Source organism: Priestia sp. D3YE.R1, assembly GCF_049199565.1.
In the GTDB taxonomy this organism is placed as follows: domain Bacteria; phylum Bacillota; class Bacilli; order Bacillales; family Bacillaceae_H; genus Priestia; species Priestia aryabhattai.
On the sequence record NZ_JBLTHW010000008.1, the window covers coordinates 1 to 13,757 of the forward strand.

Below are 13,757 nucleotides of genomic sequence, written 5' to 3' on the forward strand. Positions count from 1 at the left end.
AGGATCAAACTCTCCGAAGAAATGTTTGACTTGCTCAATTTAAAAATAAAAATTAACGTTGACGTTTACTATTTCGTTCAGTTTTCAAAGAACTCTTGTCTTAAAGCGACTCCTATATAATAACACTTTATAAGAATCGTTGTCAACACTTTTATATAACTTTTTTAAAACTACTAAAAAACTCATATGTATTTTGCTGACTTTTTATATATTACCAAAATGAAAAGCCTATGGCAAGGTTTTTTTACATAAAAAAAAGCCCCTGCTTTTTCAGGGGCTTTTTTTATTCTTCCGTTTCTTCAGCTTCAATTATTATATCTGTCTCTTCATGTTCATCTAATTCATCTAATACTTCGTCTTCATCTTCTGAAGTTTGTACTTTTGCAACCGTTGAAACAAACTCTTCGTCTCCTAAACGAATGACTTTGACACCTTGTGTGTTACGGCCCATTTGTGAAATATCTGAAACAGAAACCCGGATAAGAACGCCGCTTACTGTGATAAGCATAATATCTTCTTCTTGAGATACGCATTTCAGGGCGACAACATCACCATTTTTATCAGTGATATTACATGTTCTTAAACCTTTACCGCCTCTTGTTTGTACACGATATTCCTCAATCGGCGTACGTTTTCCATAACCATTTTTCGTAATAATCAAGATATCTGATTGTTCTTCGAGAATCTCCATACCGATTACTTCATCTTCTGAATCGAGAGTGATCCCTTTAACTCCAGTAGCTGTACGTCCCATTGAACGAACATCATTTTCATTAAAACGAATTAACATACCCTTCTTCGTTCCAATAACCATATCGCGCTTACCATCTGTCAATTTAACAGAAATCAATTCATCTTCTTCTCTTAAATTCAAGGCGATAAGTCCGCTATTTCGAATGTTTTCAAAAGAAGATAAAGGTGTACGCTTGGAAATTCCTTGTTTTGTAGTAAAGAATAGATACCAATCGTCTACAAATTCATCGACGCGAATGATGGCATTTACCCACTCACCTTTGTCTACTTCTAACAAGTTAATAATAGGTATTCCTTTAGCCGTTCTTCCGTACTCTGGAATTTCGTATCCTTTCGTACGGTAAACTTTTCCCTTATTTGTAAAGAAGAGAATCGTATCATGAGTAGATGTTGTTAGAAGATGTTCAACGAAATCATCTTCGTTTGTATTCATCCCTTGAATACCTCTTCCGCCTCTTCGCTGACTCTTATACGTAGAAACAGGCAAGCGTTTAATATAGCCGTTGTGCGTTAAACTAATAACAATATCTTGGCGAGGAATCAGATCCTCGTCTTCGATAATTTCAGCTCCTCCGCTTACGATTTCTGTTCGACGGCCGTCATTGAATCTTTCTTTTACGTCTATTAGTTCTTCTCTAATAATTTCTAATACTTTTTCTTCATCTGCTAAAATAGCTTTTAATTCAGCAATTAGCGCTAATAAAGATTGATATTCCGCTTCAATCTTCTCTCGCTCTAATCCTGTTAAACGCTGTAGGCGCATATCCAAAATAGCTTGCGCTTGTTTTTCAGATAACGAGAACTGCGTCATTAATCCTTCACGTGCAATATCTGTTGTTTGAGAACCTCTAATTAAAGCAATAACAGCATCTAAATTATCAAGAGCAATCTTTAAACCTTCTAAAATATGCGCACGTGCTTCGGCTTTTCGAAGTTCAAATTCAGTACGACGACGAATAACCACTACCTGATGGTCTAAGTAGTACTGTAGACATTGCTTTAAGTTCAATACTTTTGGCTGTCCATCTACTAATGCAAGGGTATTAATACCAAAACTTGTTTGAAGAGATGTCTGCTTATATAAGTTGTTTAATAAAACATTTGCATTTGCATCACGTCTTACTTCAATAACAATACGCATACCTGAACGGTCAGATTCATCTCGCAAGTCCGTAATTCCATCAATCTTCTTATCACGAGCTAGCTCGGCAATTTTTTCAATTAGCTTTGCTTTATTTACTTGGTATGGAAGTTCATGAACAATAATAGTTTGTTTACCATTGCTTTGTTCTTCAATTTCTACTTTTGCGCGAACAATAATAGAACCTTTTCCAGTTTCATAAGCTTTACGAATCCCGCTGCGGCCAAGAATTTGTCCTGCAGTTGGGAAATCCGGTCCTGGAATAATCTCCATTAACTCTGCAATTGTGATATCAGGGTCTTGACTTACAGCTAAAACGCCGTCAATGACTTCCCCTAACTGATGCGGAGGAATATTTGTCGCCATACCTACCGCAATTCCAGCTGAACCGTTTACAAGTAAATTTGGAAATCTAGCAGGTAATACAATTGGTTCACGTTCAGAACCGTCATAGTTATCTTGATAATCAATTGTATCTTTATTGATGTCACGTAACAGTTCCATCGAAACTTTTGACATTCTTGCTTCTGTATAACGCATAGCTGCTGCTGCATCTCCATCAACAGATCCAAAGTTTCCATGACCGTCAATTAACATATAACGATAGCTAAAATCTTGTGCCATACGAACCATTGTTTCATATACAGCTGAGTCACCGTGCGGGTGATACTTACCAATTACTTCTCCTACGATACGAGCTGATTTTTTATATGGCTTATCCGATCCCATACCTAAATCATTCATTGCATATAAAATACGACGGTGCACAGGCTTAAGTCCGTCTCTTACATCTGGTAAAGCACGCGATACAATTACGCTCATTGCATAATCTAAAAAGGATGCGCGCATTTCTTGACTAATATTTACTTCTCTTATTTGAGAGTTTGGTTTATCTGACATCGATAAGAACCTCCTTCGCGAAGTTCAGTATAGTAATTCATATATATGTAAACGCAGGATAGAACCTATCTCTATCCTGACGTTTATATACCCTTTATAAAAAATATAAAGGGTATTACCGTTCATTTAAATATCGAGATTTTTTACGTACTGAGCATTTTCTTCAATGAAATTACGGCGTGGTTCTACTTTGTCGCCCATTAAAATTTCAAATGTCTCATCAGCTTCAATTGCATCTTGCAAGTTCACCTGAAGAAGTGTACGGAATTCTGGATCCATTGTTGTTTCCCATAATTGTTCAGGATTCATCTCTCCTAAACCTTTGTAACGCTGAAGGTTTGGTTTTGCGCCTTCAGGGAAAGAAGCTAATACCTCTTCTAATTGACGATCGTTGTACGCGTACTCCACTTTTTTACCTTGTGAAACTTTGTAAAGAGGCGGCTGGGCAATGTACACATATCCGTGCTCAATAATCTGTCTCATATAGCGATAGAAGAACGTTAAAAGAAGCGTACGAATATGCGCACCATCTACGTCTGCATCTGTCATAATCACAATTTTATGGTAGCGGGCTTTCGAAATATCAAAATCGTCACCAATACCCGTTCCTAGAGCGGTAATGATTGTACGAATTTCGTTATTAGATAAAATTTTATCTAAACGCGCTTTCTCTACGTTGATAATTTTACCACGCAAAGGCAAAATAGCTTGGAAATGACGGCTTCTTCCTTGCTTAGCTGAACCTCCGGCAGAATCACCCTCTACTACATAGAGTTCGCTAATAGAAGGATCTTTTGATGAACAATCCGCTAATTTACCCGGTAAATTTGAAATTTCAAGCGCGCTTTTACGTCTTGTAAGCTCACGAGCTTTTTTAGCTGCCATTCTTGCTCTTGCAGCCATTAAACCTTTTTCAATTACCTTTTTCGCCACAATAGGGTTCTCTAGCAAGTAAGTTTCTAAGTGTTCTGCAAACACAGAGTCAGTAATTGTTCTTGCTTCACTATTTCCCAGCTTTGTTTTCGTTTGTCCTTCGAACTGCGGATCTGGGTGCTTAATAGAGATGATAGCTGTAATTCCTTCACGAACATCTTCACCCGTTAAATTGGCGTCACTGTCTTTAAATACGCTGTTTTTACGTGCATAATCGTTAATTACACGCGTTAATGCCGTTTTAAATCCTGCTTCGTGCGTTCCACCTTCATACGTGTGAATGTTGTTTGCAAAAGAATATAAATTACTTGTATAGCTATCGTTATATTGAATAGCAATTTCTACAGAAATGTTATCTCGATTACCTTCGATATAGATCGGCTCTTCGTGAATCACTTCTTTCGAACGATTTAAGTGTTCAACGTAAGACTTAATTCCGCCTTCATAGTGATATTCACGGCTTTTACCTTCTTCACGTTTGTCTTCAATCGTAATTTTAATGCCGCGATTTAAGAAAGCTAACTCACGCAGACGATTAGCTAACGTATCAAAATCGTATTCAAGCGTTTCAGTAAAAATTTCACCGTCTGGATGGAATTGAATAACAGTACCTGTTTTATCTGTTTCTCCGACTACTTTCAAGTCAGCAGCAGGTACACCTCGTTCATATTTTTGATAATGAACTTTACCGTCACGATGTACGTGTACTTCCAAAGAGGTAGAAAGTGCGTTAACAACTGAGGCACCTACACCGTGTAATCCACCAGATACTTTATAGCCGCCGCCGCCAAATTTACCTCCGGCATGAAGAACCGTTAAGATAACTTCAACGGCAGGTCTGCCCATTTTTTCTTGAATACCAACCGGAATTCCACGACCGTTATCTTTGACTGTAATACTATTATCCTTTTCGATAATAACATTAATTTCATCGCAATAGCCGGCCAGCGCTTCATCAATACTATTATCTACAATTTCCCATACAAGATGATGTAAACCCTTTGCGCTCGTCGATCCAATATACATCCCCGGACGTTTACGAACAGCTTCTAATCCTTCTAATACTTGTATCTGATCAGCTTCATATGCTTGTACTTCTTTTTGTTCCATCGTCAAATGTATCACCTACACTTTTTTTTAACAGCAAACTGCTGTATTTATCATTTTGTATTATGTTTTTCGAATATTATGTGGAAATAATACGGAGCCTTTAATGTATTTGCCATTTGTTTACTTATGCACAAAATTTTCATAATCGAGGGTACGAGTTGAAATATATAGACTTAAAACTATAATGATATCATATTTCAGTTAGATTGCCTTGCGAAAAGTTTTTAGACAGATCAATTGCTATTTGACCTTTTGAATTTGGCCAGCTTCTACATGATATGTAGCGGCTTTTTCTAAGGTCTCGTGATGAATTCCTTCAATGCTCGTTGTCGTTACAAACGTCTGAACTTTTCCTTGAATGGTATTTAGCAAGTGTGATTGACGAAAATCATCTAATTCAGACAATACGTCGTCTAAAAGCAAGATTGGATATTCACCTACTTCTTGATGAATTAACTCAATTTCAGCAAGCTTTAATGATAAAGCAGTCGTCCGCTGTTGCCCTTGTGAACCAAATGTTTGAACGTCTTTTTCATTAACGTAGAAAAGAAGGTCATCACGGTGTGGTCCTGCTAAGGTGACACCTCTATCAATTTCTCTACTTTTTATTTTATCAAACTTTTGATGATATGCTTCTAACATTTTCGACAAATCTGCATCTTCTGATACATCAATTGAATTCTTATACTCAATTTTTAATGTTTCTAAGTCTCGACTGATCCCTTTATGAATAGGCTCTGCCCACTGTTGGAGTAGCTGTAAAAACTCAAAACGTTTTTTTAAGATTTTCGCCGCCATTTCACTTAACTGTAACGTAAGTACGTCTAAAAGTGAAAGATCCGTTTGTTTTTTTGTCTGCAGCTGCTTCAAATATTGATTTCTTTGCTGCAAAATCTTTTGATACCTGCTTAAATCATGCATGTAAACAGGCGAAACTTGACCAATTTCCATATCGATAAATTTGCGCCTTACTTGCGGACTCCCTTTAACTAGGTTCAAATCCTCCGGAGCAAACATGACAGTGTTAATTGATCCTATATATTGACTGAGTTTTTTCTGCTCAATGTGATTATATTTTGCTTTTTTCCCTTTTGTTGAGATGACTAAATCCAGTGTAACAGGCCCTCTATGCTTTTCTACAATGCCCGATAGCTTTGCATACTCACAGTCCCATTTAATTAATTCTTTATCGTTGGATGTACGATGAGATTTAGCCATAGATAATACGAAGATCGATTCCATCACGTTTGTTTTACCCTGTGCGTTTTCACCCAAAATGACGTTTACTTTATTTTCAAAGGGAATCGTTGTCTTCGTATAGTTTCGGTAATTTGTTAAAGTAATTTCTTTAATATACAAACGTTTCACCAACTTTAAGTAATAACAACAAATGATCCTGCAGCCGGTATATCCACTTCGTCATTTGCATATAATTTACGTCCGCGGCGCTCTTCTAGCTCACCGTTCACATATACTTCGTGCTCACTTAAAAACCATTTTACCATTCCACCTGTTTGAATGACGTCTGCTAGTTTTAAAAACTGGCCAAGCGTAATGTATTCAGTTGAAATTTTAACCTCTGTTTTCATGCGACTCTCTCACTTTCTAATGATGTATCTCTATTTTACTAAATAATTCTTCTTGAGAAAAGAAAGCTACTAGTACGGCATGCTAGTAGCTTTCTGAGATTTAATATGTTCGCACTGGTAAAATCAGCTGCAGCATTGAATCATCCTCTAATGTTCGAATGACAAATGGACGCATCGCACCAGTGAAGTTAATTTTGATATCTGTTCCTTCGAGCGCTTTTAATGCGTCTAACATATATTTTGCGCTAAAAGAAATTTTTAATTCTTCTCCTGAGATAGACTGACTTTGCACCTCTTCGATTACTTTTCCGATTTCAGGAGAGTTAGAAGAAATTTCAACAATTCCTTCATCCAGCGTAGATAGTTTTACTACGTTATTTCTTCCTTCACGAGCTAATAAAGAAGCGCGGTCAATCGATTGTAAGAATTCTTTTACGTTCAATATAACATCCGTTTTACTATCAGCTGGGATCAATCTTGATGTGTCAGGATAATTTCCGTCCAATAATCTTGAGAAAAATAGTAAGTGTTTTGTTTTGAACAACACTTGATTTTCCGTGATAACGATGTCTACTAATTCATGAGAATCATCAAGGATCTTACTGAATTCACTTAAACTTTTACCTGGAATAACCACATTATACGTTGCTTCATTTCCAGTTTCAATGGTCGCTTTTCGCAAAGCTAGACGATGACTGTCAGTGGCAATGCACGTTAATTCTTTGCCATCGACTTTCCAGTTTACACCTGTCAAGATAGGTCGTGTTTCTGAGGTGGACACTGCAAAGACAGTTTGTCGAATCATGTTTTTTAATAAGTCTGTCGGTAATCTAAACATGTTGTTTTCTTCGATCTGTGGCAAATGAGGATACTCTTCTGCATCTAAACCATTTAAGTTGAATTCAGCCTTTCCTGAACGAATGATTGTTAAAAAGTGACTTTGGACGTCTAATTCTACAATATCTTTAGGAAGCTTTTTGACGATTTCACTAAAGAAACGAGCTGGGAGAACAACGCTTCCTGGTTTTTGAATATCAACAATCTCTTTTCCTTCTTCTTCGTTTGGAATAAACGATTCAATAGATATATCGGAATCACTTCCGGTTAAGGTAACACCTTCTTCAGTCGCTACAATTTTAATACCAGTTAAAATTGGAATTGTTGTTCTAGAAGATACAGCTTTCATAACGTCTTGAACGCTTTGAACTAGATAGTCTTTCTGTATGATAAATTTCATAATAATTAATCCTCCTTAAAAGTAGGTTTAAAAGCTTATTATTTATTATATTTTAAGATAGTAGTAGTAATAGGGGCTGTGGAAATGTGGATAACCCCTAAAAACGTGAGAACACAGCCTATCCACATGTGGACAGACTGTGTACAATCCTAACTCACTTATACACAAAATACAAGTAAAAAAAGCCTATATTTTTAGTGATTCACTTATTTCTTTAATTTGTTTTTGTAGGTCAGTATCTGTTTGAACAAGTTTTGAAATTTTTTCATGAGCATGGATGACAGTAGTATGGTCTCGCCCGCCAAACTCTTCTCCAATTTTAGGCAGCGAAAAATCCGTTAGTTCGCGAGAAAGGTACATGGCAATTTGTCGAGGAAACGCTACTGACTTTGTACGTTTCTTCGCTTTGAAATCATCTAATTTTATATTAAATTCTTGTCCAACAATCTGTTGAATATCCTGAATCGTAATAACCCTAGGTTTTGAACTAGGAATAATATCTTTTAATGCTTCTGCTGCTAAATCAGCGTTTATATCTTTATTAATTAGTGAAGAATAAGCTACTACGCGAATAAGTGCTCCTTCTAATTCTCTAATATTTGAATCAATCTGATTGGCGATATAAAGCATAACTTCATTTGGAATAACTAAGCCGTCCGCTTTTGCTTTTTTACGCAAAATAGCAATTCGTGTTTCCAAATCTGGTGGTGTGATGTCTGTAATAAGGCCCCATTCAAAGCGAGAGCGAAGTCGATCTTCAAGTGTAGGAATTTCTTTGGGCGGTCGATCACTTGAGATGACAATCTGCTTGCTTTCTTCGTGAAGCGTATTAAACGTATGGAAAAATTCTTCTTGTGTCTGCTCTTTACCTGCTAAGAATTGAATATCATCAATCAGTAACACATCTACATTGCGGTATTTGTTGCGGAATTCTACTGCTTTATTGTCACGAATAGAGTTAATAAACTCATTTGTGAATTTTTCAGATGATAAGTACACGACTTTAGCGGCAGGATTATGATCTAACACATAGTGGCCTATTGCGTGCATTAAGTGTGTTTTACCTAATCCTACTCCCCCGTAAATAAAAAGCGGATTATACGCTTTAGCAGGCGCTTCTGCTACTGCTAAAGAAGCTGCATGCGCAAACCGATTTCCAGATCCGATAACAAATGTATCAAAGGTATACTTCGAATTTAGCATACTTTGAGGGAATTCTGCTCCTTCGTCTTTATTGACTTTCTTTTTAGGAGTTTGAATATCGAATTCTTCTTCGGCCTGGTTAGGAGGAATAATAAATTTCACATCTAACTCTTCCCCCGTAAGATCGTAAAGTGTTTCAGCAATTAAATTAGAATACCTAGATTCTAACCAGTCCCGTGCAAAATCATTAGGCGCAGTAATAATGAGCGTGTCTCCTTGTAAAGCATGAGCTTTTGTCGATTTGAGCCAGGTTTCAAAACTGGGTTTGCTTAATTTTTTTTCAATTTGATCTAAAGCTCTGTTCCATAAATCATGAATGTTTTCCAACGAGCAACCCCTCCTTTTTCTAGTTTTTATGCGCTTTGTACAACCATTGTACAACCTGTACAAACCCTTATGCATAAAAAATTTATATTTATACAATTGCTATTATGTGGGTAAATATATATTATAGAAGAAAGCCGACTATTCGACAGATTCCACATGGTGTGGATAACTTTATACAGTGATAGTGGAAATGATGTCCACAAGTTGTCCACAGTTTGTGGATAAAAACCAACTGTGGAAAAGTAATTAAGAGTGAAAACAAAAATATAATATCAAAGAATTCGGCATGATGCAATGAATTTTCGAAACTTATCCACAATCACTACACCTTGTGGAGAAAAGTTTTCCACAACACAAGATAGTGTGCATGAGTTGTCGATAAGAAATGGAAAAGTAGAAAAATGTCGAAAAAACTTATCCACAAAGATTTAAGAGAAGAATTTGAATAAAAAAGAGGCTTTTTATAACATTTATTGTTGTAGTTTTGTTCAGTAACGATGCGATCGCAACTGGTAGAGAAAGAAAAAGAGATGAAAAGGAAAAATTTTTTCTTTAATAAATCAATGAATTTTATTGATTAGGTATAGACAATTGGGTTATAAAGATATTAGAATGAAGAAGATTGAGTAAAACAGATAATGAAACCAAGAGATTGAAAATTTTATTTTTTAAATAACATTGACATCTTCTTAGTCTTTTCATTATAATTGCAAGGACTGTCTTTTTCAGTTATTCCTCGAGGAGGTGTTTATAGATGAAAAGAACTTACCAACCAAACAAACGTAAGCACAGTAAAGTACACGGTTTCCGCGCTCGTATGAGCTCAGCGAATGGACGTAAAGTTTTAGCTCGTCGTCGTCGTAAAGGAAGAAAAGTATTATCAGCATAATAGACCACTGACGCCAGTGGTCTTTTTTCGCTTTATAAGGCTAAAATCACCTCTGTTCCTGTAGGGACTACATAAGAGCATGACCTGAAAAAGGGCAGGAGTTGTTAAAAATGAAAAAAAGATATCGTATAAAAAAGAATGATGAATTTCAAACAGTTTTTAAAAAGGGCAAGTCCGTAGCGAATCGCCAATTTGTCTTGTATGTTCTAGACAAACCGGATCAAGAACATTTCCGCGTAGGATTCTCTGTGGGCAAAAAGATTGGAAATGCCGTGACTCGTAATCGAGTTAAGCGCCTTGCTAAACAAATTATGTTTGAATTCACACCGTATTTAAAGCAAGACAAAGATTATATTGTAATTGCAAGGCAGCCTGCTGCAACAATGAGCTATGAAGAAATTAAAAGCAGTTTGCAGCATGTCTTTAAGCGTGGCAAATTACTTAAACATAGACAAAATGATTAATAAACAATAGAAGAAAAGCCTTTAATAGCTGTTGTTTTTCTACCGCATCCTTATATAATGGATTTTGACGCACTTTCAGAATTGAAAGGTGAACATGTAGAAGGAGGAAAAACAGGTGAAGAAGAAGTTGTTTTTAGGGATAACGCTTATCTTTCTATTAACTGTTTTAGCGGGGTGTACGGAAATGAACCAACCTATTACAGATGATAGTAAAGGTTTTTGGAATGAGTATGTTGTGTATCCGCTGTCATTAGTCATTACGTATCTGGCGGAGGTATTCAAAAGCTATGGAGTTGCGATCATCGTTGTCACAATCCTGATTCGCTTACTTATTCTACCGCTTATGATTAAACAGATGAGAAACACGAAAGCGATGCAGACGCTTCAGCCCGAAATGCAGAAGTTAAAGGAGAAGTACAGTTCAAAAGATGCCCAGACGCAGCAGCAATTGCAGAAAGAAACGATGGCATTATTCCAAACTTACGGAGTAAATCCTTTAGCTGGGTGCTTCCCAATTCTAATTCAAATGCCCATTCTTATTGGGATTTTCCACGCGATTACACGAACGTCGGAAATCGCAAACAACAGCTTTTTATGGTTTGATTTAGGTGCGCGTGATCCGCTATTTATCTTACCAATTGTCGCAGGAATCACAACGTTTATTCAGCAAAAGATGATGATGGCCGGAAATGCAAATCAAAATCCTCAAATGGCTATGATGCTTTGGATTATGCCGATCATGATTGTGATTTTTGCAATCAATTTTCCAGCCGCCTTATCTCTTTATTGGGTAGTGGGAAATCTATTTATGATTATTCAAACCTACTTCATTAAAGGGCCAGACTTAAAACGAGCGAATATTGAAGGGGTTAAAAAATGAACGAAATCACAATTACGGCCCAGACGATTGAAGCTGCTGTTCAAGAAGCATTAGATGCTTTAGAAGTAGAGCGAAATCAAACAAATGTAGAAATAATTGAACCAGGCAAAAAAGGATTTTTAGGAATCTTTAAGGGAAAACCCGCAGTTGTAAAAGTTACAAAAATAGTTGACCCTGTAGAGGAAGCGGTTCATTTTATTACAAATGTTAGCCGTGAAATGGGGATTTCGATTCATACGAATGTCAAAAAAACCTCGAGAAACTGCATAATTGAGATTAGTAGCGATTCAGCGGGAATGTTGATTGGAAAACATGGACAAACCCTCAATGCGCTTGAGCTTCTCACACAATTGGTAGCTAATCGATACAGTCAGCAATTCTTAAATGTTGTATTAAATCCAGAAGGCTACCGAGAAAAACGAAAAGAAATGGTCGAAAAACTGGCATTAAAAATAGCTAACCAGGCGATCAAAACGAATCGATCTGTTCAACTAGAACCAATGCCTTCCCATGAAAGAAAAATGATTCACCAAGCATTAGCTAAAAATTCTTTAGTTGAGACACAATCCGTTGGCAAAGAGCCCAAAAGAAGTGTTTTGGTTCAGCCAGTTGCCAAAAAGCACTAGCAAAATAAGCTAGTGCTTTTTTATGTGCTTATTTTTATCGATCTAGCGTTCAAAAAAATCAAGATGCATACGTTGTTATTCACATGTGGATAAGTTAAAATAGTACATACTGCCTGTTTTTCTTGCTGTGCATAACAGAAGAACGTTAGAGATGTTCCAAAGCGGTGAATTGTGGTATTCTATTTATTTGGTTCATACAAATCACGGGCCTTAAAATAGATGTTTTTGTTCGTGGAAAATTGTTAACGATGATAGTATATAACATCGTTTAAAATAAAAGGTTTATAAAATGAAATGAGGTGAAGTTGGTGCTAGATTTTGATACAATTGCGGCCATTTCTACACCAATGGGAGAAGGAGCTATTGCCATCGTCCGCCTGAGTGGTGAAGAAGCAATTACGATTGCAGATCGTATCTTTAAAAGCGTTTCGAATAAACGATTAACAGACGTAGCTTCTCATACTATTCACTACGGTCATATCGTAGATCCCAAGACGGAGCAAGTCGTTGAAGAAGTGATGCTTTCCATTATGAAAGGTCCCAAGACATTTACTAGAGAAGACATTATTGAAATTAACTGTCACGGAGGAATTGTATCCGTTAATCGTGTGCTGCAGTTAGTTATTGCAAATGGTGCCCGTTTAGCTGAGCCAGGTGAGTTTACAAAACGAGCATTTTTAAATGGTCGAGTAGACTTATCACAAGCAGAAGCTGTAATGGATTTAATTCGTGCCAAAACAGATAAAGCGATGAATATGGCAATTGGCCAAATGGAAGGGCGTTTGTCCAAGCTAGTACGTCATTTACGCCAGGAAATTCTCGAAACACTTGCCCACGTAGAAGTGAACATTGACTATCCAGAATATGACGATGTAGAGGAAATGACTCACCAAGTGTTAATCGAAAAAGCTTCAAATGTACGTCAAGAAATTGATAAGCTTCTTCAAACCTCTCATCAAGGGAAAATTTTAAGAGAAGGATTAGCTACGGTTATTATTGGACGTCCTAATGTAGGGAAATCTTCTCTTCTAAATAGTTTAGTGCAAGATGCAAAGGCTATTGTCACAGACATTCCTGGAACGACGCGAGATGTAATTGAAGAGTACGTTAATGTGCGAGGAGTTCCTCTACGATTAGTTGATACAGCTGGAATTCGTGAAACAGAAGATATTGTAGAACGAATTGGTGTGGAACGCTCCCGTCAGTATTTGAAAGAAGCAGATTTAATTTTGCTTGTGTTGAATTTCAATGAAGAATTAACGGACGAAGATAAAAAGCTGTTTGAAGCTGTAGAAGGCATGGACGTTATTGTGATTGTGAATAAAACAGATCTTGAGCAAAAAATTAATCTAGAGGAAGTGCAGCAATTTGCTGGTGATCATCCAGTAGTAACGACTTCGCTTCTTCAAGAACAAGGAGTGGACCACCTTGAAGAAGCAATCGCAGCTCTTTTCTTTGAAGGAACAATTGAATCTCAAGATTTAACATATTTATCTAATACGAGACATATTGCGCTTTTAACGCAAGCAAGAGGAGCTATCGATGAGGCCATCACAGGCATTGAAAGTGGTGTTCCAATCGATATTGTCCAAATTGATTTAACAAGAACGTGGGAACTATTAGGTGAAATTATTGGTGATGCTGTTCATGAAAGCTTAATTGATCAGTTGTTCTCTCAATTCTGTTTAGGAAAATAGATTATTAA

At 36.8% G+C, this 13,757-nt stretch carries 11 protein-coding genes; 5 read left to right on the top strand and 6 right to left on the bottom strand.

Going from position 1 to position 13,757, the window contains the following annotated elements; all coding sequences use genetic code 11:
• Positions 1–283 precede the first annotated feature (283 nt).
• The 6 genes from gyrA to dnaA all read right to left on the bottom strand — a co-directional run bounded on the left by gyrA (position 284) and on the right by dnaA (position 9,193).
• Positions 284–2,794, bottom strand: coding sequence for a DNA gyrase subunit A (gyrA, locus tag ACOZIR_RS25775; RefSeq protein WP_045295494.1), 2,511 nt, complete (start codon positions 2,792–2,794; stop codon positions 284–286).
• A 126-nt stretch (positions 2,795–2,920) separates the two neighbouring features.
• Entirely contained in the window at positions 2,921–4,837 is a 1,917-nt protein-coding gene (gyrB, locus tag ACOZIR_RS25780; RefSeq protein ID WP_045295496.1) for a DNA topoisomerase (ATP-hydrolyzing) subunit B, read from the bottom strand.
• A 240-nt stretch (positions 4,838–5,077) separates the two neighbouring features.
• Positions 5,078–6,196, bottom strand: a complete 1,119-nt coding sequence (gene recF / locus ACOZIR_RS25785) for a DNA replication/repair protein RecF (protein WP_013054823.1) — start codon at positions 6,194–6,196, stop codon at positions 5,078–5,080.
• Positions 6,197–6,210: 14 nt separating this feature from the next.
• Positions 6,211–6,426: a S4 domain-containing protein YaaA gene (yaaA, locus tag ACOZIR_RS25790; RefSeq protein ID WP_013054822.1), complete on the bottom strand. Its 216-nt coding sequence runs from the start codon at positions 6,424–6,426 to the stop codon at positions 6,211–6,213.
• A gap of 100 nt (positions 6,427–6,526) precedes the next feature.
• Positions 6,527–7,663 (bottom strand): DNA polymerase III subunit beta, encoded by a 1,137-nt coding sequence (dnaN, locus tag ACOZIR_RS25795; protein WP_013054821.1) that lies wholly within the window; start codon positions 7,661–7,663, stop codon positions 6,527–6,529.
• Between the two features lie 186 nt (positions 7,664–7,849).
• Positions 7,850–9,193 carry a chromosomal replication initiator protein DnaA gene (dnaA, locus tag ACOZIR_RS25800; RefSeq protein ID WP_028411911.1) on the bottom strand — a complete coding sequence of 448 codons (1,344 nt, stop codon included), beginning with the start codon at positions 9,191–9,193 and terminating at the stop codon, positions 7,850–7,852.
• A gap of 754 nt (positions 9,194–9,947) precedes the next feature.
• On the opposite strand from dnaA, the gene rpmH reads away from it, so the two are divergent.
• The 5 genes from rpmH (at position 9,948) to mnmE (ending at position 13,749) form a co-directional block, all read left to right on the top strand.
• Positions 9,948–10,082 (top strand): 50S ribosomal protein L34, encoded by a 135-nt coding sequence (gene rpmH, locus ACOZIR_RS25805; protein ID WP_013059930.1) that lies wholly within the window; start codon positions 9,948–9,950, stop codon positions 10,080–10,082.
• 110 nt (positions 10,083–10,192) lie between these two features.
• A complete protein-coding gene (gene rnpA / locus ACOZIR_RS25810) occupies positions 10,193–10,546 on the top strand; it encodes a ribonuclease P protein component (RefSeq protein ID WP_045295500.1) in 354 nt (117 codons plus the stop codon).
• Positions 10,547–10,661: 115 nt separating this feature from the next.
• Positions 10,662–11,426, top strand: coding sequence for a YidC family membrane integrase SpoIIIJ (gene spoIIIJ / locus ACOZIR_RS25815; protein WP_045295502.1), 765 nt, complete (start codon positions 10,662–10,664; stop codon positions 11,424–11,426).
• Entirely contained in the window at positions 11,423–12,052 is a 630-nt protein-coding gene (jag, locus tag ACOZIR_RS25820; protein WP_045295504.1) for an RNA-binding cell elongation regulator Jag/EloR, read from the top strand. The genes spoIIIJ and jag overlap by 4 nt, the downstream gene beginning before the upstream one ends.
• A gap of 308 nt (positions 12,053–12,360) precedes the next feature.
• Entirely contained in the window at positions 12,361–13,749 is a 1,389-nt protein-coding gene (gene mnmE, locus ACOZIR_RS25825; RefSeq protein WP_080890254.1) for a tRNA uridine-5-carboxymethylaminomethyl(34) synthesis GTPase MnmE, read from the top strand.
• The last annotated feature ends 8 nt before the right edge of the window (positions 13,750–13,757 follow it).

Bases quoted from the DNA above. Each gene is read 5' to 3' on its own strand.
- gyrA (WP_045295494.1), bottom strand. From the start codon at position 2,794: ATGTCAGATAAACCAAACTCTCAAATAAGAGAAGTAAATATTAGTCAA.
- gyrB (WP_045295496.1), bottom strand. From the start codon at position 4,837: ATGGAACAAAAAGAAGTACAAGCATATGAAGCTGATCAGATACAAGTA.
- yaaA (WP_013054822.1), bottom strand. From the start codon at position 6,426: ATGAAAACAGAGGTTAAAATTTCAACTGAATACATTACGCTTGGCCAG.
- dnaN (WP_013054821.1), bottom strand. From the start codon at position 7,663: ATGAAATTTATCATACAGAAAGACTATCTAGTTCAAAGCGTTCAAGAC.
- rpmH (WP_013059930.1), top strand. From the start codon at position 9,948: ATGAAAAGAACTTACCAACCAAACAAACGTAAGCACAGTAAAGTACAC.
- rnpA (WP_045295500.1), top strand. From the start codon at position 10,193: ATGAAAAAAAGATATCGTATAAAAAAGAATGATGAATTTCAAACAGTT.
- jag (WP_045295504.1), top strand. From the start codon at position 11,423: ATGAACGAAATCACAATTACGGCCCAGACGATTGAAGCTGCTGTTCAA.